22 protein-coding genes are annotated in these 24184 nt (G+C 68.2%); 4 read left to right on the top strand and 18 right to left on the bottom strand.

The features are described 5' to 3' along the window. Window positions 1–88: 88 nt before the first annotated feature. Genes hslU through dksA form a run of 4 tightly spaced genes read right to left on the bottom strand, consistent with a single transcriptional unit; the run spans window position 89 to window position 4716 of the window. Window positions 89–1417, bottom strand: a complete 1329-nt coding sequence (gene hslU / locus ABL843_RS04885; RefSeq protein ID WP_126021419.1) for an ATP-dependent protease ATPase subunit HslU — start codon at window positions 1415–1417, stop codon at window positions 89–91. A gap of 2 nt (window positions 1418–1419) precedes the next feature. Beyond that, complete coding sequence (gene hslV, locus ABL843_RS04880) at window positions 1420–1965, bottom strand: ATP-dependent protease subunit HslV (protein ID WP_019656748.1); 546 nt, start codon at window positions 1963–1965, stop codon at window positions 1420–1422. A 56-nt stretch (window positions 1966–2021) separates the two neighbouring features. After that, complete coding sequence (locus tag ABL843_RS04875; protein ID WP_126021420.1) at window positions 2022–3704, bottom strand: STAS domain-containing protein; 1683 nt, start codon at window positions 3702–3704, stop codon at window positions 2022–2024. Between the two features lie 49 nt (window positions 3705–3753). Further along, complete coding sequence (gene dksA / locus ABL843_RS04870) at window positions 3754–4716, bottom strand: RNA polymerase-binding protein DksA (RefSeq protein WP_240650570.1); 963 nt, start codon at window positions 4714–4716, stop codon at window positions 3754–3756. 405 nt (window positions 4717–5121) lie between these two features. Between dksA and ABL843_RS04865 the strand changes: the two genes are divergently transcribed. Then, window positions 5122–6621 (top strand): YdgA family protein, encoded by a 1500-nt coding sequence (locus ABL843_RS04865; RefSeq protein WP_418119167.1) that lies wholly within the window; start codon window positions 5122–5124, stop codon window positions 6619–6621. Between the two features lie 111 nt (window positions 6622–6732). Here ABL843_RS04865 and ABL843_RS04860 read toward each other — a convergent pair whose 3' ends face one another. From ABL843_RS04860 to ABL843_RS04810, 11 genes are all read right to left on the bottom strand, one after another. Next, on the bottom strand, window positions 6733–7785 hold the full coding sequence (locus ABL843_RS04860) for a CobW family GTP-binding protein (protein ID WP_019656743.1): 1053 nt from the start codon (window positions 7783–7785) through the stop codon (window positions 6733–6735). A 109-nt stretch (window positions 7786–7894) separates the two neighbouring features. Beyond that, complete coding sequence (locus ABL843_RS04855; RefSeq protein ID WP_418119166.1) at window positions 7895–9118, bottom strand: class I SAM-dependent rRNA methyltransferase; 1224 nt, start codon at window positions 9116–9118, stop codon at window positions 7895–7897. Window positions 9119–9131: 13 nt separating this feature from the next. Continuing rightward, complete coding sequence (locus ABL843_RS04850; RefSeq protein WP_418119165.1) at window positions 9132–10085, bottom strand: tyrosine recombinase XerC; 954 nt, start codon at window positions 10083–10085, stop codon at window positions 9132–9134. 119 nt (window positions 10086–10204) lie between these two features. After that, the gene (locus tag ABL843_RS04845; protein ID WP_418119164.1) at window positions 10205–10840 is read right to left on the bottom strand and encodes a YdcF family protein; all 636 of its coding nucleotides are present in this window, start codon (window positions 10838–10840) and stop codon (window positions 10205–10207) included. After that, window positions 10837–11541, bottom strand: coding sequence for a DUF484 family protein (locus ABL843_RS04840; protein ID WP_184634711.1), 705 nt, complete (start codon window positions 11539–11541; stop codon window positions 10837–10839). The genes ABL843_RS04845 and ABL843_RS04840 overlap by 4 nt, the downstream gene beginning before the upstream one ends. After that, complete coding sequence (dapF, locus tag ABL843_RS04835) at window positions 11538–12413, bottom strand: diaminopimelate epimerase (RefSeq protein ID WP_418119163.1); 876 nt, start codon at window positions 12411–12413, stop codon at window positions 11538–11540. Before dapF ends, ABL843_RS04840 begins: the two co-directional genes overlap by 4 nt. 71 nt (window positions 12414–12484) lie before the next feature. Next, window positions 12485–14086 carry an MFS transporter gene (locus ABL843_RS04830; protein WP_418119162.1) on the bottom strand — a complete coding sequence of 534 codons (1602 nt, stop codon included), beginning with the start codon at window positions 14084–14086 and terminating at the stop codon, window positions 12485–12487. Then, window positions 14079–14477: a DoxX family protein gene (locus ABL843_RS04825; RefSeq protein ID WP_126021431.1), complete on the bottom strand. Its 399-nt coding sequence runs from the start codon at window positions 14475–14477 to the stop codon at window positions 14079–14081. The genes ABL843_RS04830 and ABL843_RS04825 overlap by 8 nt, the downstream gene beginning before the upstream one ends. Before the next feature lie 11 nt (window positions 14478–14488). After that, window positions 14489–16381 (bottom strand): amidohydrolase, encoded by a 1893-nt coding sequence (locus ABL843_RS04820; protein WP_418120438.1) that lies wholly within the window; start codon window positions 16379–16381, stop codon window positions 14489–14491. 95 nt (window positions 16382–16476) lie between these two features. Then, the gene (locus ABL843_RS04815) at window positions 16477–16770 is read right to left on the bottom strand and encodes a DUF1427 family protein (protein ID WP_184634705.1); all 294 of its coding nucleotides are present in this window, start codon (window positions 16768–16770) and stop codon (window positions 16477–16479) included. A gap of 25 nt (window positions 16771–16795) precedes the next feature. Continuing rightward, on the bottom strand, window positions 16796–17449 hold the full coding sequence (locus tag ABL843_RS04810) for a hydrolase (protein ID WP_418119161.1): 654 nt from the start codon (window positions 17447–17449) through the stop codon (window positions 16796–16798). A gap of 188 nt (window positions 17450–17637) precedes the next feature. Here ABL843_RS04810 and ABL843_RS04805 point away from each other — a divergent pair, with 188 nt between their 5' ends. Together ABL843_RS04805 and ABL843_RS04800 are read left to right on the top strand one after the other, a co-directional pair. After that, a complete protein-coding gene (locus ABL843_RS04805; RefSeq protein WP_418119160.1) occupies window positions 17638–18546 on the top strand; it encodes a LysR family transcriptional regulator in 909 nt (302 codons plus the stop codon). 50 nt (window positions 18547–18596) lie between these two features. After that, window positions 18597–19976, top strand: a complete 1380-nt coding sequence (locus ABL843_RS04800; protein WP_418119159.1) for a DUF4303 domain-containing protein — start codon at window positions 18597–18599, stop codon at window positions 19974–19976. 12 nt (window positions 19977–19988) lie between these two features. Here the strand turns inward: ABL843_RS04800 and ABL843_RS04795 are convergent, their stop codons facing one another. Then, window positions 19989–20618, bottom strand: a complete 630-nt coding sequence (locus ABL843_RS04795) for a 2-hydroxychromene-2-carboxylate isomerase (protein WP_418119158.1) — start codon at window positions 20616–20618, stop codon at window positions 19989–19991. An 86-nt stretch (window positions 20619–20704) separates the two neighbouring features. On the opposite strand from ABL843_RS04795, the gene ABL843_RS04790 reads away from it, so the two are divergent. Continuing rightward, complete coding sequence (locus ABL843_RS04790; RefSeq protein ID WP_418119157.1) at window positions 20705–21892, top strand: MFS transporter; 1188 nt, start codon at window positions 20705–20707, stop codon at window positions 21890–21892. Here ABL843_RS04790 and ABL843_RS04785 read toward each other — a convergent pair. Beyond that, window positions 21879–23000, bottom strand: a complete 1122-nt coding sequence (locus ABL843_RS04785) for a PDDEXK nuclease domain-containing protein (RefSeq protein WP_369659610.1) — start codon at window positions 22998–23000, stop codon at window positions 21879–21881. The genes ABL843_RS04790 and ABL843_RS04785 overlap by 14 nt on opposite strands. 206 nt (window positions 23001–23206) lie before the next feature. Further along, entirely contained in the window at window positions 23207–23773 is a 567-nt protein-coding gene (locus ABL843_RS04780; protein WP_369659611.1) for a DUF3455 domain-containing protein, read from the bottom strand. Window positions 23774–24184 lie beyond the last annotated feature (411 nt).

The raw sequence follows: 24184 nt of genomic DNA, 5'->3' as shown, positions 1-24184 counted from the left end.
GAATTTCGTTGAAAATGAAGTACTTAGCTCACGCAGTGAAAGTGATGCGTGAAGGATTCCCCCGTTACAGGGGAAGAGGGAAGCGGCTTCAGAGGATGAAGCGCGAAAGGTCTTCGTCGTGACTTAGTGCCGCAAGGCGCTGGTCGACATAAGCGGCATCGATGCGGATCGATTGCCCTTCGAGGCGGGTCGCGTCGAAGCTTACCTCATCCAGCAGGCGCTCCATCACGGTCGACAGACGGCGCGCGCCGATGTTCTCCGTGCGCTCGTTCACCTCGAAGGCGATGGTGGCCAGCCGGTTCACGCCCTCGGGCGTGAATTCGAGCGTCACGCCCTCGGTGGCGAGCAGCGCCTGGTACTGCTTCACCAGCGAGGCGCGCGTCTGCGTGAGGATGCTCTCGAAGTCCGCCACCGAGAGCGACTGCAGCTCCACGCGGATCGGAAAGCGCCCCTGCAGCTCGGGAATGAGGTCGCTGGGCTTGCTCAGGTGGAAGGCGCCGCTCGCGATGAACAGCATGTGGTCGGTGCGCACCACGCCGTACTTGGTGCTGACGGCCGTGCCCTCCACCAGCGGCAGCAGGTCGCGCTGCACGCCCTGGCGCGACACGTCGGAGCCCTGGGCTTCGCTGCGGGTCGCGACCTTGTCGATCTCGTCGATGAAGACGATGCCGTTCTGCTCTGCGTTGGCGATCGCCTGCGTGCGGATCTCGTCCTCGTTGACCAGCTTGGCGGCCTCCTCGTCGGTCAGGAGGCGCAGCGCCTCGGCGATCTTGAGCTTGCGCATCTTGCGCTTGCCGCCGCCGATCTGGCCGAACATGCCGCGCAGTTGCTCGGTCATTTCCTCCATGCCGGCCGGGCCCATGATCTCCAGCGGCGCGCGGGTTTCGGCGAGGTCGAGTTCGATCTCCTTGTCGTCGAGCTGGTGCTCGCGCAGCTTCTTGCGGAAGGCCTGCCGGGTGGCGTTGCTGGTGTCGGTCGCGGTGGAGGTGCCGTCGGCGCTGCGCGCTTGCGGCAGCAGCACGTCGAGGATGCGCTCTTCGGCGGCATCCTCGGCGCGCGCGCGAACCTTCACGCTCTCCGCCTCGCGCGTCTGCTTGACGGCGATCTCTGCCAGGTCGCGGATGATCGAATCGACGTCCTTGCCCACGTAGCCCACCTCGGTGAACTTGGTGGCCTCGACCTTGATGAAGGGCGCATCGGCCAGTCGCGCGAGGCGGCGGGCGATCTCGGTCTTGCCCACGCCCGTGGGGCCGATCATGAGGATGTTCTTCGGCGTGATCTCGTGGCGCAGCTTGTCGTCGACCTGCTGGCGGCGCCAGCGGTTGCGCAGCGCGATGGCCACGGCGCGCTTGGCTGCCGGCTGGCCGACGATGTGGTTGTCGAGCTCGGAGACGATCTCCTGGGGGGTCATGGACATGGTCAGAGCGCTTCCACCGTATGGTTCATGTTCGTGTAAATGCAGATTTCTCCGGCGATCGCCAGCGATTTGCGCACGATCTGCTCGGCCGAAAGCTCGGTGTTCTCGATCAGCGCCTTGGCCGCCGACTGGGCGTACGCGCCGCCCGAGCCGATGGCGATCACGCCGTCCTCGGGCTCCAGCACGTCGCCGTTGCCGGTGATGATGAGGGAGGTGGTGGCGTCGGCCACGGCGAGCATCGCTTCGAGCTTGCGCAGCACGCGGTCGGTGCGCCAGTCTTTGGTGAGTTCGACCGCGGCGCGGGTCAGGTGCCCCTGGTGCTTCTCGAGCTTGGCCTCGAAACGCTCGAAGAGCGTGAAGGCGTCCGCCGTGGCGCCCGCGAAGCCGGCAAGCACCTTGCCGTGATACAGCCGGCGCACCTTGCGCGCCGAGCCCTTGATGACGATGTTGCCGAGAGTGACCTGCCCGTCCCCGCCGATGGCGACCTGGTCGCCCTGGGGGGTCTTGCGGCGCACGCTCACGATGGTGGTGCCGTGAAACTGTTCCATCGCAGCCATCTGGGGGTGCGCGGCGGCAATGCAACCGCCGCGAGGCGGTGCGGGTTTCAGTTTTTCCTAACGGCCACCGTGGCGTGATCGGCGATGCCTACCAGATTGAACAGCGCGGCAACCAGCCGGTGCACGTCGACGAACTGCACGCGCTCGCCGTTGGCGTCGCGCGTGCGCACCCAGCTCAGCAGCGTGCCTGCGGCGGCGAGGTCCATGCGCAGCAGCGCCGCGCACGAGATGACCGGCGCCGTGGTGTGGCGCAGGTCGTGGTCCAGCCGCTGCCAGTTCGACAGCGACTCGCCCCGCAGGTCGCCCGCCAGCGCGGCAAAACCGCTGTCGGTAGAAGGAAAGCTCTCCGAATCGCCGCCGACCGACAGCAGCGACCACACCGAGCTGGGCCGGCTGGCAGGTGGGGCGGCCAGCGTGGTGCACTCGCCCTTCGGGTCTGCCCAGGCGGGCGGCGACACCTCGTAGGTGATGCAGTAGTTGAGCGCCACCAGCTCGAAGTCGTCGGGCAGGTGCATCATGCGCAGCGCCGCGAGGTGCAGTTGCCACCAGACGTCGTCGGTGCCGCGCTCGTTGTTGGGCGCGGCCTCGGACAGCACGGCCAGCAGCTGCGACGAGCCCATGAAACGCAGTTGCACCGGCGAATCGGCCCAGTGGGTGAAGAGCACGCGCAGCGGCGCGGCGGCCTCGGGTTCGATGGCATGCAGGCCACGCCAGTCGAGCGTCCACACCGAGCCCGCCTTCGACAGCGCGCGGGTGAGATCCATGAGGCCTTCGCGCGCGAGGCGCGTGGGGCAGGTCCAGTCGGCGGGAGCGCCGCTTTCGGCGATGCCGGCAGCCTCCTCGCTCGCCGTGACGGCCTTGACGCTGCGCGCCAGCTCTTCCAGCGAGACCCAGTCGGGTCCCATGCGCCGCATGCGCTGCGCATAGCGCATGCGGGCAGCGGCGAACTTGGCGGCGTCGCCGGTGGCGCGGTACAGGTCGAAGAGAGCCCGCCAGCGGTTGTCGTCGCGCTCGGAGGCTGCGTCGGTCGCGCTTTCGACCGGCGACACGCTGTCGGGGGGCGAAGCCAGCGCCTGCAGCAGGATCGCTTCGGCGCCAGTGTCGTCGCCGTGGGCGAAACGGATCACTGCTTCCTCGAGCGCGCCGTCGTGCGCCAGGCGCGACGACAGCAGCGGCACGCTGGCCGCGACGGCCGGCGCTGCGCCGGCCTCGCCGGCGACCTGTGCCGCCTCCACCGCCAGGGACGGCGGAGCCGGCTCCGACAGCAGTTCGTCGGTGTCCACCGGCGGCAGGGTCTCGGCGCCGGCTTCGGGCGGCGGATTGACCAGCACCTCGCCGTTCGGCCCGCGCCCCTTCCACCACTGCTGCGACATCTGCTGCTCGATCTCGTCGATCTTCTTGAGCGTGAGCGCGCGGCCTTCCGATCTCTCGGAGGAGCTGTTGACGTTGAACGAAGACGGCGTGACCGTCGCCTCGAAGGCGTGCGCCGCGGCCTCGCGCTGGCGCAGCTTGCGCAGCATGTCGAACTCGCGCCGGCGAACGAAATCGTTGCGCTGGCGCCGCTCGATCATCTCCTTGAGCATCTCCCGGCTGTAGGTCTGCGCGGGCAGCGAGGAATCGGAGGCCGAACTGGCGGAGGAAGGCGCGTCCAGCTCCGACCAATCCTTCAGGGGATTGCGGACAAACTTGGCCACCTTTGAAAGAAGGCGGCCCGAATCTTCCTTTGGCATTCGGAGAAGGCTATCGAAGACGCTGGCTTTTATCTACCTTATGCTGGCTTCAGTCCCCGAACATCTTCTGCTTGAGTTCGCGGCGCTGCTGCGCCTCGAGCGAAAGCGTCGCGGTCGGGCGGGCCAGCAGGCGGCCGACGCCGATGGGCTCGCCGGTCTCGTCGCAGTAGCCATAGTCGCCGGCGTCGATGCGCTGGATCGACTGCTCGATCTTCTTGAGCAGCTTGCGCTCACGGTCGCGGGTGCGCAGCTCGAGGGCATGTTCTTCCTCGATGGTGGCGCGGTCGGCCGGGTCGGGCACGACCACCGTGTCTTCACGCAGGTGCTCGGTGGTCTCGCCGGCGTTCTCGAGGATGCCGCGCTTGAGTTCTTCGAGCTTCAGGCGGAAGAACGCCATCTGCTTTTCGTTCATGTACTCGTCGTCGGGCATGGCGATGACTTCGGCATCGCTCAGTTCCGCGGGCGACTTGGTTTTCCAGTTGTTGGCCAGTTTCGGGTCTTTCTTGATGGCGAGGGGCGGCGGAGGCACCAGCGCGTTGGAATGGCTTTGGGAGAAGGTGGACTTGGCGGCCGTCGACGCCACCGATTGCGGCATCGAGGGGACGGTCAGTTGCGACAGCCGGGACACGCGGCCACCACGCGCGGCGGGAGCGGGCGTGGCTGTTTGAGCGGGCATCGAGGGTGTCGCCGGGGCGGAAGTGGAGGCGGCAGCCGTTTTTTTCATGGGGATCGGGGGGACAGAGGAAACAGCCGCAGGACGGCCGACGGGTTTGGATGACGATGAGCCGGCGTCCGCGGTCTTCGTGGCGGCAGTTGCAGGCTTGGCGGACTTCTTGGTCGCAGCGCTCGCGGCCTTGGCCGGTGGTGCTGCGGGCTTCTTGGACGGTGCGCTCTTCTCCTTGGTCGCGGGACCGGAAACCTTCCTGGCCGCAGGTACAGCCTGCTTCGCAGCCGGCGCCTTCTTGGCGGCGGGCTTGGTTGCTGGCGTGGCCTTGGCGGCGGGTTTCTTCACGGTGACTGGCTCCTTTGACGAACTGGAACGCGCTTTCACTGGGTGTCTCCTCCCATGGGAGCCTCCTGCAGCCTCCAGGCCGCGCAGGCTCCCGTTGTCGGGGTGCCCGCCAAGTGGCGAACCCCGGGGTTATACCCCCGAAAGCCCGCCAGAAACGTACGGCGCCCCGTGCCGGAAGTCACATCTTGTCCTTGGGAGCAGGACGTGGCTTGCGAAACAGGCGCGCGATTGTATAGAGAACTCGAACCCGCGGGACATGTTCCGGCGCGTCGTCCGACTCCGTTAGCATCGCCCGGCGCCGCCGGAGGGGGCGGCGCGCGGGCCCCGGCCCTTGTCCATATGGCGCAGGGGGCCTATCCGATCATTCCGATCAATCGCAAGACAGACACAAGAAAGCAACAAGCCTTGAACAAGAAAGCAGTTTTGGGAGTCCTGGCCGCGGCCATCGCCGCCGCCTACGGCGGCAGCACCTGGTGGGCCGGTTCGCAGATCAAGTCGCGCTACGACACCGCGCTGGACGAGCTGCCCAAGCAGACCGCGCTGGTGCGCGTGACCGAGCGCAAGTACGAACGCGGCTTCCTGGGCGCCGTCAGCACCGTCACGCTGGAAATCGGCTGCGCGGCCGACGCGGCCGCGCCGGCAGCCAGCCAGCCCACCGCTGGCCAGGACGAAGAGGAAAAGGAAGACGGTGAGGAAGACGATACCCCCGCCATCAAGCCGCCGAAGCAGCTGCGCCTGACCATCCGCGACACCATCCACCACGGCCCGCTGGCCGGCGGCACGCTGGCGGCCGCCACCATCGACAGCGAACTGGTGCTCGACGACAAGGCGCAGGCCGAGGCGAAGAAATTCTTCGGAGAGGCCAAGCCCGTGTCGGCCCGCACCAAGGTCGGCTTCGATGGCGGCTTCACGAGCGACCTGACGGTCGCGCCCGTCAAGCTGGCCGAGGACGGCAAGGGCCGCCTCGACTGGCAGGGCCTGCAGGCCCGCGTGCAGGTGAACGCCGCACGCACCCAGGCGCACTACGACCTGAGCATGCCCGGCCTGGACTTCAACGAATTGCTCCGCGGCGTGACCATGAAGATGGGCAAGCTCACCGCCAAGGCCGACATGGACAGCAGCGCCGGCTGGTTCCTGGCCACCGGCAAGACCGAGGGCCGGCTCGACACGCTGGAGTTCGCCGTCAGGAAGAAAGCGGCCGAGGACGGCTCGGAGCCGCCGCAGGCGCTGCCGGCAGTCGTGCTGCAGAACATCGACCTCGTGGGCGACGCGACCATGAAGGACGGCCTCTACGCCTCCACCGGCACCCTCAAGGGCACCGGCAAGATAGGCGAGACGAAGATCGACAAGTTCGAGCTGACCAGCGGCGCCCGCCGCATCCACGGCGCCGGCTATAGGAAGCTCGCCGACGCCTGGATGCAGTCCAGCGCCGCCAACAGCTGCGGCAAGGGCGGCAGCAAGGCTTCCCAGGCGGCCATGCAGGCGCTGGTCGAGCAGCTCACGCCCGACCTCAAGGCCATGGCCAAGTACGCGCCCGAGGCCGGCATCGACAAGATGCTGGTCGAGATCGACGGCAAGCGCGCCGAGCTCGGCTACTCGGCCGGCATGGCCGGCGTGACGGACGAAGACCTGCAGCTGCCGGGCATGGCGCTGATGATGAAGCGCGGCGTGCTCAAGGCCCACGCGCGGCTGCCCATGAAGTGGCTCGAGAAGCTGGCCGAGACCGGTGCAGAGAGTGGCCAGACGCCCCCGCCCGAAATGGTGGCCGGCCTGGTCGAACAGGGCGAGCAAAGCGGCTTCGTGAAGCGCGACGGCGACGACGTCACCGCCCAGGTGGAGTTCAGCGAAGGCGCCCTGAAGGTCAACGGCAAGCCGCTGGGCGGAATGGGCGGCACGGGCAAGTAGCCGCGGATCCGTCGGGAAACACCGTGGAACCGGCTTTGCCGGGCCACCGGTGTTGCCCCCTGAAAGGGGGTTGGCGCAGCGACACGAAGTGCGCGCAGCCTGGGGGTCAGCCTAGACTAGGCACTGCTCCAGGCCTTGTTCCAGGATCTCGCGCGGCAGCTCGATGCCGATGAACACCATGCGGCTCTGGCGCGCCTCGTCCTTGCCCCATTCCGGGCCCAGGTCGCTGCCCATGAGCTGGTGCACGCCCTGGAAGATCACCTTGCGCTCGGTGCCCTTCATGTTCAGCACGCCCTTGTAGCGCAGCATGCGCGGGCCGTAGATGTTGACGATCGCGCCCAGGAAGTCTTCCAGCTTGGCCGGGTCGAAGGCGCGATCGGCCTTGTAGACGAAGCTCTTCACGTCGTCGTCCACGTGGTGATGGTGGCCATGGCCGTCGTGCTTGTGCGAGGGGTGGTCGCAGTGCTCGCCATGCTCGTGGTCATGGTGGTGATGATCGTGGTCGTCTTCCTTGAGGAAGTCGGGGTCGATGTCGAGCTTGGCGTTCAGGTTGAAGCCGCGCAGGTCGAAGATGTCCTTGAGCGGCACTTCGCCGAAATGCGCCTTCTGCTGCGGCGCGCGCGGGTTCATGTGCTTCAGGCGGTGGATCAGCGCGTCGGTCTCCTCGGCCGAGACCAGGTCGCTCTTGCTGATGAAGATCTGGTCGGCGAAGCCCACCTGGCGGCGCGCTTCCTGGCGGTCGTTGAGCTGCTGCGGCGCGTGCTTGGCATCCACCAGCGTGAGGATCGAGTCGAGCAGGTAGCTCTCGGCGATCTCGTCGTCCATGAAGAAGGTCTGGGCCACGGGGCCGGGGTCGGCCAGGCCGGTGGTCTCGATCACCACGCGATCGAAGTCGAGCAGGCCCTGGCGCTTCTTGGCGGCCAGCAGCTGCAGCGCCTCGCGCAGGTCTTCGCGGATGGTGCAGCAGACGCAGCCGTTGCTCATCTGCACGATCTGCTCCTTCGACTCGGTCACGAGGATGTCGCTGTCGATGTTCTCCTCGCCGAACTCGTTCTCGATGACCGCGATCTTCTGGCCGTGGGCCTCGGTCAGGATGCGTTTGAGCAGCGTGGTCTTGCCCGAGCCGAGAAAGCCGGTGAGGATGGTCGCGGGAATGAGGGCCATGGGGAAAGTGCTCCGGAAGCGGAAAACGGGAAATGGGGGCCGTGGAAGGCGCGGCCCGGCAGTTTAGCCAATGCCACTGAGTTGCGTTGCCGGCAGGGTCAAGCGCCGTTCAGGCAGGCTTCCTGACCACCACCAGCCCCTTCAGGTATTCGCCTTCCGGGAATTCGATGGTCATCGGATGGTCAGGCGCAGCACCCAGCCGCTCGGCGATGTAGCCGTCCACGCCCGCATCGAGTCCCGCCGAGGCCACGATCTTGTGGAACAGGTCGGCGCTGATGCCGCCCGAGCACGAGAAGGTCAGGAGCACCCCGCCCGGCTCCAGGATCTTCAGCGCCAGCCGGTTGATGTCCTTGTAGGCCCGCGAGGCCCGCTCGGCATGCGCCACGGTGGGCGCGAACTTGGGCGGATCGAGCACGATGGCGTCGAAGGTGCGGCCCTGGTCGATGAACTCGCGCAGCACCGTGTTGACGTTCGCGTCGAGGAACTCGGCCTCGATGCCTTGCCCGCCGGCGGCATCGAAGCCGTTGAGCGCCAGATGCCCCCTCGCCCGCTCCAGCGCCGGCAGCGACGAATCGACCGACACCATCTGCGCGCCCTCGAGCGCGCCCGCGGCCTTCAGCCCCGCCAGTGCCGCCACGGTGAACCCGCCCGTGTAGCAGAAGCAGTTCAGCACGCGCCTGAAGCGCCGGTGCTGCGCCAGCTCGGCGAAGCGCTGGCGGCTGTCGCGCTGGTCGAGGTAGAAGCCGGTCTTGTGGCCGGTGGCGACGTCCAGCGACAGCTTCCAGCCATGCTCGCGGATGACGATTTCGGTCGGCCCTTCGCCGCGCAGCCAGCCGGTGACCGGCTTCAGGCCCTCGCGCTCGCGGCCGCTCGCGTCGGAGCGCTCGTAGAGCTTCGAAAGACCCGTGGCCTTCAGCAGCGCATCGGCCAGCGCGCCCTTCCAGCGCTCCACGCCGGCCGAGAGGAACTGCGCCACCAGCGTGTCGCCGTAGCGGTCGACGATCAGCCCCGGCAGTCCGTCGGCCTCGCCGTGCACCAGCCGCACGCCGTCGCTCTGCAGGTCGAACAGGCCTCGCGCGGCCACTGCGCGGGCGCACAGCGAGGCGAGGAAGGCCGCATCGATGCGCTGCGTCTCGGTGAAGCTCCAGGCCCGCGCGCGGATCTTGGAAAGAGGGCTGAAGGCGGCCCATGCGAGAAAGGTGCCGTCGTGCGATTCGACGCGCACAGTCTCGCCGGAGTCGGCGCCGCCGCGCGCAATGGCGGATTCGAACACCCAGGGATGGCGGCGCTGCAGCGAGCGCTCCTTGCCGGGCTTGAGGCGAAGGGTTTTCATTGTTTCTTGTCGCTTACTTGTCTTTGTCTTCGCGGGCCTTGGCCCGCGGATGCGCCGCGTCGTAGACCTTGGCCAGGTGCTGGAAGTCCAGCCGCGTGTAGACCTGCGTGGTCGCGATGCTGGCGTGGCCAAGCAGCTCCTGCACCGCGCGCAGGTCGCTGCTGGACTGCAGCACGTGGCTCGCGAAGGAATGGCGCAGCATGTGCGGATGCACCGGCGCCGAGAGGCCGGCCTTGAGGCTGCGCTCGCGCAGCAGCTTCCACACCGCCTGCGCCGACATGCGCATGCCCTTGGCGCTGATGAAGAGTGCGGCCGCGGCCTGGGGGTCGCGCAGCCGGGCGGTGGTGAGCCCGGGGCAGTCGCCGCGCACCGCGAGCCAGTCGCGCAGCGCTTCGCCCGCCTTGCTGCCGATGGGCACGATGCGGCGCTTGCTGCCCTTGCCGAGCACGCTGGCCTCCATCGCATCGAGATCGACCCAGCCGCGCGCCGTGGCGCTGGCCTGCGCGTCGAGCCCGGTGAGCTCGCTCACGCGCAGGCCGCAGCCGTAGAGCACCTCGACGATGGCGCCGTCGCGCGCCTCGGTCCAGGGGTCGGCCTCGGGGTCGTACAGCTCTGCGAGCCGAACCGCGTCGTCCACGCCCAGCGCCTTGGGCAGCGGCCGGCCAGCCTTGGGCGCGTGCACGTCCTGCACCGGGTTGAAGCCGACCAGCCCTTCGTGCCCCAGCCAGCGGTAGAAGCTGCGCCAGCACGACAGCACCAGCGCGATGCCGCGCGGCTCGCGCCCTGCGCCGTGCAGCTGCGACATCCAGCGGCGGATGTGGGCGGTCTGCACGCGGTCCAGCGGCAGCTTCGCCTCGGCGGCGTGCTCGCGCAGGGACTGCAGGTGGAAGGCGTAGAGCTCCACCGTGCGCGCCGCGAGCCGGCGCTCGACGCGCACGTGCTCCAGGTATTTCTCGATCCAGTCCATTTGCTCAGCGCAGGGCCAGGCTCAGGAATGCCGCGGAACCGGCTTTGCCGGGCCGCAGGTGTCGCGCCCGGCGAGGGGTTAGGCGGAGCGACACGAAGTGCGCGAAGCCTGGGGGCGCACTAGAAGAGGTAGCCATGGGCCGCATTGTTGATGATGGCCGCCGGCTCGCGCAACGCACCCTTGGAGAAGGGCCCGAGCGCCTGCCAGCAGGACGTGGGCGCTGCCGCGTACTGCACGTCGAAGCTCTTGTCGAAGCCGCTCATCTTCACGAGACGCTCGACGCGCCACAGATGGAAGGGCTCCGACACGATGACCACGCGGCGCACCCCCGCGGCCAGCAGCAGCGGGCGCGACAGCGACAGGTTCAGCCGCGTGGAGGTCGATGCGGGCTCCAGCACCATCGGCCCGGTGAAGCCCGAGGCGATGGCGTGCTCGCCCATCGTGATGGCCTCGATGCGGCTGTCCTCGGAATCCACGCCGCCCGAGAAGGCCAGCTGCCGCACGAGCCCGGCCTTCGCCAGCGCCAGGGCCGTGTCGACCCGGCCGGTCAGGCACGGGTGCGGCTTGCCGTCGAGGTACGCCCGGCTGCCGAGCACCAGCGCCGCGTCGGCCTGCCGCCGGGGCGGATTCGCGAGCAAGTCCTCGGAATGCCGCCAGATGAATGCACCGATGGCCGCGTACACGAGGGCCACAGCCGCCAGCCCACCGGCCAGCACGACCTGCCAGGGCCGCCGCAACCAGCGCGGACGTTTCAAGGACGCAGCCGCGAGAGCGCGCCCGAGGCCAGCTCGGCGATGCGCTCCAGGAAGTCGGTGCCCATCTCGGCGTTGAAGCGCTGCGCGTCGGGCGAGGCCAGCACCAGCAGGCCGAAGGCCGGCGACTCGGGGCCGGGGCGCAGCGGAATCAGCGCGATCGACATCGCGGCCTGCGGCTCGGGCAGCCAGCTGGAGGCCTCGAAGCCCGAATTGAGCCCGCAGTAGGGCGAGGTCAGCGAGGTGGCCAGCGCCTTCACGTCGTCGCTCACCCACTGGGCGTAGGCCTCGTTGAGGTATTCGCTGCCGCAGTCCCACACCTTGATGGCCGTCTGCGGCACCAGGAAGAGCGACTGCAGGTCGACCGCGATGCGGTACGGCAGGCTGCGCGGGTCGCGCGTGGTCAGCAGGCCCGTGGTCCAGCGCTGCAGGCGGTCGGCGATCACGACGTTCTCGGTGCCGTGGCGCATCATGTCCATCAGGCGATGCTCCAGCGCCTTGATCTTCTCGCGCAGCATCTCGGCCTGGCGCTCCTGCAGGCTCACGGCGCGGTTGCCGTGCGGGCTGGTGAGCTGCACCTGCGCCAGCAACTGGGCATGGCGCTCGAAGAAGTCGGGCGTGTTCGCCAGGTAGTTGGCGATGTCGTCTTCGGTGATCGGGTTCATGGCGTTGGCGTCGTTGTTGTTGCTCGTGAAGTGGGTCATGGCAGCTCCGGCACCTCGATGTCTCCCTCGAAGACCGTGACGGCCGGTCCGGTCATCAGCACCGGCTGGCCCTCCCCCTGCCACTCGATCGTGAGAACGCCGCCGTGCGTCTGCACGTCCACGCGGCGATCCAGCAGCCCGAGGCGGATGCCCGCCACCACCGCCGCGCAGGCGCCGGTGCCGCAGGCCAGCGTTTCGCCGGCACCGCGCTCGAACACCCGCAGCCTGATGCTGGATCGGTCGACCACCTGCATGAACCCGGCATTCACCCGTTGCGGAAAGCGCGGGTGGTGCTCGATCTGCGGGCCCTGCTCGGCCACCGGGGCGGTGTCGACGTTGTCGACCACCTGCACCGCGTGCGGGTTGCCCATCGAGAGCACAGCTACGGAAACGATAGCGCTGCCGGCGTGGGTGCCCAGGGCCAGATGCCACTTGTGCCACCCGCCCTCGGCCTGCGGGTCGAGCCCGGCGGGGTCGAAGGGCACGCGGGCAGGTTCGAAGATGGGGGCGCCCATGTCGACCGTGACGCGGCCGTCGGCGCCCATGCGGGGTTCGATCACGCCGGAGAGGGTCTGAACGCGCACCTGCTTCTTCTCGGTCAGGTGGTGTTCGCTGACGAAGCGCATGAAGCAGCGCGCGCCGTTGCCGCACTGCTCCACCTCGCCGCCGTCGGAGTTGTGGATCACGTACTGGAAGTCGATGCCTTCGCCCGGCGAGGGCCGCACGGTGAGGATCTGGTCGGCGCCGACGCCGAAATGGCGGTCGGCCAGAAAGCGGTATTGCGCGGCGCTGAGGCCCAGCGTGCCGCGCGTTTCGTCCAGCACGACGAAATCGTTGCCGGCTCCCTGCATCTTGGTAAAGCGGATTCGCATTCCGGGATTATCGCCACGGGCATCGCCCCTGGCGACCGAGGGCCCAAGCCCCGCCCCGGTCGCTTCCAGCCCTACAGCGCCAGGAAGTGGTGCACCTCCGGCTTGCCGGGTCCGATGTGGAAGCGCAGTGCCTCGCTCTGCAGGTCCGCGTCGGCATGCGACACGCGATGGTGCTGGCGCAGATGCTCCGCCCAGGACTCGACCAGGAACCACTCCATCACCCGCTCCGGGTCGGCCGTGTGCTCGTGCACGCCCCAGGCATAGGCGCCGTCGCGGCGGCGTTCGAGCGACAGGCGCTTCATCGCCTGCAGGAAAGGCTCGCGGTCCTCCTTGCGGATGCGGTACTCGACCTGGATCATCACCGGCCCGCGGTCGTGCGCCACCGGCTCGGCCAAGAGCGGCTCGGGCCAGTGGTGCGAGGCCTGCAGGTCAGCCTCGCCGGCCGGCAGCCGCACGCGATGGAAGACGAGGCCCGCCACCACCAGCCCGACGGCGCCGGCCACCAGCGTCATCGGCACGCCGATCTGCTGCGCCACCAGGCCCCAGCCAAGGCTGCCTGCCGCCATCGCGCCGTTGAACACCGTGAGGTACACGGCCAGGCCGCGACCGCGCACCCAGTTCGGCAGGATCGACTGGGCCACGCTGTTGAGCGTGGTCAGCGCCACGATCCAGCCCAGGCCCAGCACCAGCAGCAGCGCCACCGCCAGCCACTTGGGCGGCGCGAAGACCAGGGCGCCCATCACCGCGGCGGTGAGCAGCGAGGCCAGCAGCATCATTCCGTCGGCGTCGAGCCGGGCGCGCAGCCGGGGCATCACCAGCGCGCCGCCGATGGCGCCGGCACCCACCGAGCCGAGCAGCACGCCGTAGAAGCCGGCCGAGCCGCCCAGCATCTGCCGCGCCACCAGCGGCTGCAGCGCCCACACCGAGCTCGCGAACAGGAAGAACACCGCCGCGCGCAGCAGCACCACGTGCAGCTCCTTGCTGGCGCGGGTGTAGCGCAGGCCGGCGCGGAAGGCACCGAGGAAGTTCTCCGAGAGCGCCGTGTCTTCCGCCGGCGGGCGCTTCCACCACAGCAGCGCCGCGATCACGAACACGTAGCTCAGCACGTCCACGCCGTAGGTGGCGGCCGCGCCGAAGCTCGCGAGGATGAGCCCGCCCGCCGCCGGCCCGATGGAACGCGCGATGTTGATGCCCAGCGAGTTCAGCGCCACGGCGCCCTTCAGGTCGGAACGCGGCACCAACTCGGGCACGATCGACTGCCAGGTCGGCCCCATCAGCGCCGCGCCGATGCCGCCCACGAAGGTCAGCGCGATCAGGTATTGCACCGTGAGCGCGCCGGTGTGCGAGAGCACCAGCAGCGTGCCGCTGACCGCGGCGAGCACCAGTTGCACGAAGATCAGGAAGCGCCGCCGGTCGAGGATGTCCGACAGGACGCCGGCCGGAATCGCCAGCAGGAAGATCGGCAGCGTCGCCGCCGTCTGGATCAGCGCCACCGCCGTCGGGCTGGCCGACAGGTCGGTCACCAGCCACGAGCTGGCCACGTCGCGCATGAAGCTGCCGATGTTGCCGAGCACCGTGGCTGCCCACAGCACCGCGAAGACCGGCTGGCGCAGCGGCGCGAAGGCGCCGGGTTGCGCCGCGGGCGCGGTCGTGCCTTGCGAGGTTTCAGACATGTGCACGCTCCTTCAGGTCGTGCCAGGCGACGAGCAGGAAGCCGCCGACCAGGCCCAGGTGTTCGAAGAAGGAGTTTGCCGCCATGAAGCGCTCCTGCCCCACCGGCATCTGCCAGAAGCGCAGCGCCACGAAGGTCGCCATCAGCGTGAATCCGCCGAGCGCCAGCGCGCCGAGCCAGCGCAGCCGGCCGGTGAGGATGAGCGCCGAGGCGCCCAGCTCCAGCACGATCACCGCCAGGGCCAGCGGCCCCGCGGGCGACAGGCCGAAGTGGTTCATTTCGGCAAGGGCCGCGTCGAAGTCCATCGCCTTGTTCAGGCCGCCCTGCAGGTAGGCGGCGCACAGCAGCAGCAAGGCGATCCAGCGCAGCAGGGGTGCGGTTGTCCAGCGCATCGTCATCTTCCTCATACCGCCCAGCAGGCGCAGCCGAGCGCGCCCCAGAAGCTCTTCAGGTCGCCAACGGGCAGCTTGCTGCTCCAGGCCGTGGCGTGGCTGTGGCCGTGCACATTGCAGTTGTTGGCACAGCCGCAGGACATGGCTGCATTGCGCATGACCTTCTGCAGCGGCGCGCCTTCCTTCTTGTCGGCCCAGCCGGCATAGCCGCCGAAGGTGCGCGCGGGCGACCAGTCGGGCATGGCGGGCGGCACCGAGCCCTCGTCGTGCGGGGCGAAGGGGCCGGCGCCCCAAACCACCTTGCCGCCCACCATGGTCAGCAGCGCGGTGGTGTCGGCAATGTCCGATTCGGGGCAGGCGAAGAAGTCGCGGTCGGGCACCACCAGGTCGGCGAGCTGGCCGACCTGGATGCGGCCCTTCCTGCCCTCCTCGTTCGAGAACCAGGTGACGTTCTCGGTCCACATGCGCAGCGCCTGTTCGCGGTCGAGCAGGTTGCGCTGCGGCGTGATCTGCAGGCCGCCCACCGTCTTGCCCGTGACCAGCCAGGACAGCGATACCCACGGGTTGTACGAGGCCACGCGGGTCGCGTCGGTGCCGGCCGAGACCTTCAGGCCGCGCTCCAGCATGCGCTTGACCGGCGGCGTCGCTTCTGCAGCGGCGGCGCCGTAGCGCTCCACGAAATACTCGCCCTGGTAGGCCATGCGGTGCTGCACCGCCACGCCGCCGCCCAGCGCGGCGATGCGGTCCATCGACTTCTCGGAAATGGTCTCGGCATGGTCGAAGAACCAGTTCAGGCCGGCCAGCGGGGTGTCCTTGTTGACCTTCTCGAACACGTCGAGCGAGCGGCTGATGGTTTCGTCGTAGGTGGCATGCATGCGCCAGGGCCAGCGGTTCTGCGCCAGGATGCGCACCACGCCTTCGAGGTCGCCTTCCATCTCGGGCGCCATCTCGGGGCGCGGCTGGCGGAAGTCCTCGAAGTCGGCGGCCGAGAACACCAGCATCTCGCCTGCGCCGTTGTGGCGGAAGTAGTCGTCGCCCTGCTTGTATCTGGAGTTGGCGGTCCAGTTCAGGAAGTCGTCCTTCTCCTGCTTGGGCTTCTGCGTGAACAGGTTGTAGGCCAGGCGGATGGTGAGCTGGCCGTCGTCGGCCAGCTTGCGGATGACTTCGTAGTCGTCGGGGTAGTTCTGGTTGCCGCCGCCCGCGTCGATGGCGCCGGTCACGCCCAGGCGGTTGAGCTCGCGCATGAAGTGGCGCGTGGAGTTGAGCTGGTAGTCGAAGGGCAGCTTCGGGCCCTTGGCCAGCGTGGCGTAGAGGATGGCCGCGTTGGGCTTGGCCAGCAGCAGGCCGGTGGGGTTGCCGGCGCTGTCGCGCACGATCTCGCCGCCGGGCGGCGCGGGCGTGTCTTTCGTGTAGCCCACGGCGCGCAGCGCGGCGCCGTTGAGCAGCGCGCGGTCGTACAGGTGCAGGATGAACACCGGCGTGTCGGGCGCCACGGCGTTCAGCTCTTCGATGGTCGGCAGGCGCTTCTCGGCGAACTGGTGCTCGGTGAAGCCGCCCACCACGCGCACCCACTGCGGCGCGGGCGTGATCGCCACCTGGCGCTTGAGCATGCCCATGGCGTCGGCGAGGCTCCTCACGCCGTCCCAGCGCAGCTCCATGTTGTAGTTCAGGCCGCCGCGGATGATGTGCAGGTGGTTGTCGATCAGCCCCGGCAGCACGCGCTTGCCCTGCAGGTCGATCACGCGGGTGGCGCCGCCGGCCAGCGGCAGCACCTCTTCGGCGCGGCCGACGCGGGTGAAGCGGCCGTCCTTGATGGCCACGGCCTCGGCCACCGGGTTGGCGCGGTCCAGCGTGGTGAAGCGGCCGTTGTGCAGGATCAGGTCGGGGGTTTCGGTGTTGGTCATGTTGCTGGAAAGAGAGGCGACCGCAAGGCCGGGGGCTGCAAGGGTGGCGCCGAGCGCTCCGAGGAGGCGCCGGCGGCTGGGGTCTGCGAACGGGTTCATGCGTCGCGCCTTCCGGAGGATGGTGCCTCGGCGGTGTTCGCCGCCGCGGGCTGGGCGCACTTCGGCAGTTCGCCGAACACATGCGGCTTGACCTGGTGATGCAGCCACGAGGTGGCCGCCGCCTCGGGCTTGATCACGCTCTTGATGAGCGGCGGGATCTGCTCGCCGAGCAGGATTCCCAGAAGCCCCACCAGGGCGATGACCGGCGGCGCCGGCGAGCGCACCTGGAAAAGTGCGTAGATCACGCCGACCAGGAGGCCGAGCGCGAGCGAGAGGACATAGGGCTTCATGATCTCGTCGGCCTCGTGTCGTCGATCAACCCTCGTGGGCGCCGAACATGGTCTTGGCGTAGTTGATGCCGATACCGTAGGCGCCGCCCACCTTCTTCGCGATGCCGGTGGTCAGCTCGTAGGTTTCGCCGCGGGCCCAGTCGCGCTGCAGCTCGAGCAGATATTGCAGCGAGGTCATCGGCTGCGCGCCGGCCTGCACCATGCGCTCCATCGCGCGGTTGTGCGCCTCGGCCGACACGTCGCCGCAGGCGTCGGCGATCACGTACACCTCGAAGCCCTGGTCGAGTGCCGACAGCGCCGGGCCGACGATGCACACGCTGGTCCACAGGCCCGCGAGCACGATGCGCGGCTTGCCGATCTGGTTCACGCGCTCGATCACGGCGGCGTCTTCCCAGGTGTTCATCGAGGTGCGGTCCAGCATCTTCTGGCCCGGGAAGGCATCGGTGATCTCGCTGAACATCGGGCCCGAGAAGCTCTTCTCGGCCACCGTCGTGAGGATGGTCGACACGCCGAAGCCGGCCGCCGCCTGCGCCACCAGCGCGGCGTTGTTGCGCAGGTTCACGGCGTCGATCGAGTGCGTGGCGAAGGCCATCTGCGACTGGAAGTCGATCATCACCAGCGTGTGGTCGGTGGGGGTGAGCAGCTTGGAACCGGCGGTGGGGGTGGCTTTGATGGACATGTGAAAAACTCCTGCGGGTTGGTTGAATGTTCGATCTGATTCACAATTGCTTCCGGAGAGAAATCCCCTTGGCATGGAACGAATCATCGGGGGCCGCGAGGCCGTCATCGACGAAACTTTTCATCTTCAATGATCGAATTTTTCGAACATTGCTTTTCCACCCCTTCTTCACCCTCGCAAGCTACCGCATGCTCAAACTCAGCCTGGAAGCCATCGAGATCGTCGACGCCATCGCGCGCCACGGCTCCTTCGCCGCGGCCGCCTCGCATCTCAACAAGGTGCCCTCCACCATCTCCTACGCCGTGGGCAAGCTGGAGGAACAGCTCGGCATGCTGCTCTTCGAGCGCAACGGCCCGCGCGTGAGCCTCACCGCCGCCGGCGAGGAAATGCTCAAGGAAGGCCGCTGGCTGCTCGGCGCCGCGAGCGACCTCGAATCGCGCATGCGCCAGATCGCCACCGGCTACGAGTCGGAAATCCGCCTGGTGCACGACTCGCTCATTCCCACGCAGGCCCTCATCGACGACATCCGCGCCTTCGAAGACCTGCGCTGCGGCACGCGGCTGCGCATCGGCTGCGAGGCGCTCACCGGCAGCTGGGAGGCGCTGCGCGAAGGCCGCGCCGACATCGTCATCGCCGCCGGCGACGGCCCGGCCGGCGGCGGCTACCAGGCCGTGACCGTGGGCAGCCTCGACTTCGCCTTCTGCGTCGCGCCCTCGCACCCGCTCACCCGGCTGGGCCGGCCGCTGCAGCGCGGCGACCTGCTGGAATGCAACGCCATCGTGGTCGGCGACAGCGCGCGCACGCTCTCGGAGCGCACCGTCGGCCTGCTGGCCGGCCAGCCGCGCATCACCGTGCCCTCGATGCCCGCGAAGATCGCCTGCCAGGTGGCCGGCCTGGGCCACGGCTTCCTGCCGCGCGCGTGCATCGTCGACGAGCTCAGGCGCGGTACGCTGGTCGAACTGCCCACCGAGGAGCCGCGCCCGCCCGAGTCCTTCTGGCTGGCCTGGAAGACCGGCGCGCAGGGGCAGGCACTGCGCTGGTGGCGCGAGCGGATGAACCGCAAGCTGATACCGGCGCTGCTGCCGCGGTCGAGCTGAGACTTGGTCGAACTTAGGATTGCGCGATTCAAGGAAGAAAAGACGCCCGCATGAGCCACTGGAAAGCGCTGGAGCCGCTGATCGTCGAAGACGCCACGCGTGCACTGCGCGAACTGCTGAACCAGAACCCCGGCGAGCGGTTGTATGCCGTCGCCTTCAGCGGCATGTACCGTGAACTCGACGGCCCGATCTATCTGCCTGCACTCTCCGCCAACAGCGTGAGCGCCCGCGAGGACGAGGGCAGCGGCGACTTCTGGTCGGCCGAGTGGAATCCGGCCGACTGGCGCTGGGACGAGATCCAGTTCTCCAGCCCGGCCCTGGATGCGGCCGCCGACGCTGCCTGCGAGCTCACCCGCGACGAAACCCGCGAAGGCTGGCTGCTCGCCGAGCGGGAATGCATCGACATGCTCGTCTCGGCCGCGCGGAACGTCCGGGCCGCGCTGGGCGACGCGCCCCAGCTCACGCCGGACTTCGTGCTCTTCCTGCACGACGACGAGAACGGCCTCGACCTGGCGCGCCGCTGCATCGGCGATGCCGCGTTCCAGGCCCTCTTTCCCAAGGAAGCGGTAGCGCAGCGGGAGCGCATGCGCGTCGCGTCCCTGCCCGTCGAAGAGCGGGTGGCCTGGCTTGTCGGGCGTCTCGGCCGCTTCGATGGCAAGCCGGTCGATGCCGAGGACGCGGAGCAATGGCTGATCGACATCGGCGCACCCGCCGTGCCGGCGCTCGTCGAGCAACTGGCCCGACCGCGCGGCAGGTTCGGCAGCGACGCCGCCAGGATGCTCGGGCGCATCGGGCTGGCGACGCCCGAGGTGCTGGACGCGCTGCGCAAGAGGCTGCTCGCGCGCGGCGACAAGCCCACGCACGCCTGGTGCGCCGCGACGCTGGCGTACCTGGGCGACGGCGAATGGCTCTTCGGGCGGCTCGTCGAGTGGCGCGGCGAGCCCGAGCGGGCGGCAGTCGCCATCCGCGGGCTCTGCGCCCCGTATTCGTCCTTTCGCGACCCGACGCCCGCGGCCCTCGACTACCGGCAACTGGAAACCTTGCTCTCGGGCTCCGCGGCCGAAGTCGCCGTCGTGCACGACAAGCTCAAGCCCGGCAGCAGCTACTGCACGCTGCGCGCCGGGGAACTTGACGAGGCTCTGCGCGGCCTGGCCTCCCCGCACGCCTTCGTCCGCCGGCATGCGGCCAGCCTGCTGGACGAACGGGGGCTGGGCGCCGAAGCCGGCGAACGCATCCTGCCGGCGCTGGCCGATCGCCTCGCACACGACGACGACGCCGACGTGCGCTGGCAAGCCGTTCGCGGCCTCATGGCGTGGAAGCGTGCGGCACTTCCGTGGCAGGCGCAGGTGCGGCACGCCGGCCTGCACGACGCCGACGAGCGCGTGCGCGAAGCCGCCCGGCAGTGCCTTGCCGATCAGGGCAGCGCCTGAAGGCGGGTGCGCTCAGCCCGCAGCGCGCAGCTTGTCCAGTGCCCGGTCGAGGAACGCGAGCCGGTCCTGTCCCCAGAAGCGCTCGCCGTTCAGGATGAAGGTCGGCGCGCCGAACACGCCGGCCTCCACCGCCTCGGCGCTGTTGGCGCGGTAAACCGCCAGCACTTCGGCCGACTGCTCCATCGCCTGCAGCGAGGCGCCGTCGTAGCCGTTCTCCTCGGCCACGCAGATGCGCACCTCGGCCTTGGAGGTGTCGCGCTCCTCGGCCCAAAGGGCGCGCAGCAGCGCGTGCGACAGCGGCTGGGCATCGAGGCCCTGCAACTGGGCGGCGATCACCATCCAGCCGGGGTACTTGTTCCAGTTCGGGTCGGTGGGCGCGCCCTTCGGGTAGTGCGCAGGCTCCAGGTTCATCGGCATGCCGAGGTAGTCGCTCCAGCGCGCCAGTTCGAGCGCGTGGTACGTGCGGCGCGGCTCGGGCCGGGTCTTCAGCGGGATGCCGCCGGTCTGCGGCACCACGGCCTGGAAGTCGTAGGGCTTGAGCGCGAGCCGCACGTGGTGGCGGCGCACGATGTCCTGGAGTTGCGGGCCGCCGAGGTAGGCCCAGGGAGAGGAGAGGCTGTAGTAGCAGTCGAGCGCGATCATGGCTTCGATTATCTTCAGCGCATGCCCGCCGATGCTGCAACTCTCCCCCTTCTCCCCTTGGGGTCGGCACAGGCAGCGGCGAAGCGATGAAGTTCCCGGCCTTTCTCTTCTCGCTGTTCCTCTCCAGGCTCGCCGACCAGATCCTGCTGTTCCTCGTGCCGCTGGTCGTGTTCCAGGTGACGCAGGACGTGGCGTGGTCGGGTTATGCCTTCGCGGCGGAGACGCTGCCGCGGTTCCTGTCGTTCCCGATCTGCGGCGCGCTGTGCGACAGGGTGTCGCCGCTCAAGCTGCTGCGCGGCAGCCAGATTCTTCGCGCGCTGGTCTGCGTGCTCGGCGTGCTGGCCAACGAGGCCATGGGCGGCATCGGCTGGCTGGTGGGCCTCTCGGCGGTGTGCGGCGTGCTCACCACCCAGGGCGTGATGGCGCGCGAAGTGATCCTGCCGCAGATCGCCAACGGTAACCGCTTCGACAAGGTGCTGGCGTATGCCCAGACCGCCGAGCAGACCGGCACCGTGCTCGGCCCGCTGGTGGCCGCGGCGCTGTTCGCGCTGTGGCCATGGCAAGCGGTGGTCGGCGCGGCGGCCGGTTTCTTCCTGTTGGCCGACGTCGCGACTTCGTACTGGCGCCGCGGCAACCCCATGCAGCTGCACGAACCGCAAGGCGAGGCGGGCCACATCCTGCGCCCCATCGCGACCGCGCTCGGCCACGTGCTGCGACTGCCGGGCCTGCTGCGGCTGACCATGCTCACCTCGGGCGTGAACCTGATGCTCGGCACCACCCTCGCCTCGTCCGCCGCGATGGTCACCGGGCTGCACCAGCGCTCGGCCACCTACTACGCGACGCTGCAGACCCTGGGGGCCGTGGCCAGCATCGCGATCCTGCTGGCGATCATCCGCGGCTCGATTCCGCTCAAGCGCATGGGCGCCACCGCGTACGCGCTGATCTTCGGCGGCGGCCTGCTCACCGCCGCGAGCACCAGCCACTGGGGCTATGCGGCCGGCTTTTTACTCGTGGTCGGGTTCGACAAGATGTTCAGCATCTACATCCGCATCCACAGGCAGCGGATCATTCCGGCGCAGGACTACGGCAAGACCACCGGGGTGATCGTGCTGCTGAACAACCTGACGCAGCCGCTGGCGGGGCTGGTGGTAGGGGCTCTTGCGGATTCGGTGCATGCGCGTGGGGTGATCCTTGCGCTGTGCTTGGTGGTGGGAGGCATCGGCCTTGCCGCCGCCGTCGCAAACAGGCGGAAGACTGCTGCTAGCGGATCTTGACGGCGCGGACGACGTCCTGCAATTGCCGTGGCGAGGGGAGTTTGCCTTTCATCTCCGTCGGCAACTTGCCCTGCAATTGGTATTCGGCCACCCCGATCGGGTTCGACTTGCTCTTGAGCGCGAACTCCACCTCCAGGCCATCCTTTTCTGCACACAGGATGATCCCGATGGAAGGAGCATCGTCCGGCGCACGCTCCTTCTCATTGAGCAGGTTCAGATAGAAGTCCATCTTGCCTGCGTATTCCGGTTCGAACCTGCCCATCTTCAGTTCGACGGCAACGAGCGATTTCAGGAAGCGGTGATAGAAAAGCAGGTCGATGAAGTACTCGTTGCGTCCGAGGGTCAGTCGATGCTGGCGTCCGATGAAGCAGAAGCCATAGCCCAATTCGAGAATGAAATCGCGCAACTTGTCGATCAGTTGACTCTCGAGTTCGCGCTCTTTAACAGCTCGCCTGATGCCCAGGAATTCGAGGTTGTAGCTGCTCTTCAATGCTTCTTCGGCCTGCTCCGCCAAGTGGCCCGGCAGCGAAAGCGAGAAGTTGTGGCTCTTCCGGTCGGCGAGCGAGCGTTCGTACGCCTGAGCCTTGATCTGGTTGAGCAGCACGTTGCGACTCCAGCCCAACGCGGCGATCGCCCGCAAGTAGAAGAGTCGCTGCGCCGCAACTCCCAGCTTGCTCAGCAACAGCAAGTGATGGCCCCATGGAATTTCTGCGACAAGCCGTCGCAGAAGCTCTTCAGCCCAATCTGGAAACTGCGCCGCAGCAGACTGTCTCGGCGGGCGCTTGCCGCTTTCTGCGACAAGCTGTCGCAGAATTTCCGGGCTCGTGTATTCCTCGTACAACCGCCGCATGTCCCAGACGTTCCGCGCGGAAAAGCCTTGGGAGCCCGGGAACGATGCACGCAAGTCCCGGGCAATCTGCTCTACCACCGACTGCCCCCAGCCCCGAGTCCGTTGCTGCTCGACGATGGCCTTGCCGATATCCCAATACAGCGCGATCAGCTCCCGGTTCACCGCACGCGCAGCCGACAGGCGCGCGGCGGCTACGCGCGCTTTCAACTCACTGATGAATGTGACGTAGTCGGTCGAAATCTCGGTGCGGCGATTCATCGGCAGCACTGTAGGCGAGACGTGCGTGCGTCACCTGCCGAAAGCACTGCTCAATCGCATGCGCTTTGCTACGCCAAGAGCAAAACCGCAGTTGACGTGAAAAATTTCTGACCAATTGACACTGGTCCACAGTGTCAACGCCTTCCTTGCCGATGAGCGAGTTCTTCGACGCGAAATCTGGAAGGCAGGTTTCGCGCTTCGGCTCCTCAAGACGCCTTCCAGAAGATGTAGTCCGCCTGGTACTTCACGACCTGCTTCTGTCCCTTGGTGGCCGGCGTGCAAGGCACCGCCGCCGGTGCCACGCCGCCTTGCAGCGCCACGCGCTGGATGTAGGTCACGCCCGTCATCGCACCGCTGCCGACCGCCGGATTGGCCTTGACCAACTGGAACGGCAGGCTCGTCGGCCCCGAGGGCGCCACCGCCAGCTGCGTTGCCGTGAGCTTGGAGCCGTCGTTCGACTCCCACGTGGCCGGCGGGCCGTAGTACTTGCCGACCTGCTTGCCGCCGCGATCCCACAGCTTGGCGTCGGGGCCGACGAACACCCACTCGGTCTGCCCGGGCGCGTTCGCCTTGTCGCGGCACTCGTAGGTGATGTCGCCCTTGCCCACGGTTTCCATGGCGACCTTGTTGCCGGCGGGGACCTGGATGGTCGGCGGGAGCGTGGACTGGTTGAAGGCGGGGGCCATCGAGCCCGAGGGCATCGAGCCGCATGCGGCGAGCAAGGCAATGGCCGGGGCGACGCCGAGCGCGGCGACGAGACGGGTGGTGTGCATGAAGGTTCTCCTGGTTGTCGGTAGATGGGCGGACAGCAGCAGCTCCTCGCTGCTGGAGGCTGTACGTACCGCGCGGCGGATCGGATGCAGCGCGCCGGATTTCACCTTTTCTTCATGGGGGTAAGCCGCCCGGATCGAATGCGAGCCGGGCCGTGAAATACGAACGGTCGATTGACGATAGACAACAGTGGTTTCGATCGCTGGCGGGTACACCTCTTGGGCCGAGCGCGACTCTTCGGTGGCCGGACCGCCGGGAACGAAGTTGCGTCGAAACATCTGTTCATGCAGCAGCGTCGTTGGAGCGCAGGTCAATCACAGGGAGCTACGTGTCTCCATACTCCATTCCGAAGAACGTTCGAGGTTCCGTCATGCGTCCCGGCGAATACAACAGCAGCTCCTGTGTTGCAGGCC

The sequence above is a fragment of the Variovorax sp. 350MFTsu5.1 genome (assembly GCF_048302515.1).
GTDB classification, from domain to species: Bacteria; Pseudomonadota; Gammaproteobacteria; order Burkholderiales; family Burkholderiaceae_C; genus Variovorax; species Variovorax guangxiensis.
This window is presented reverse-complemented; position numbering and strand designations above follow the sequence as displayed.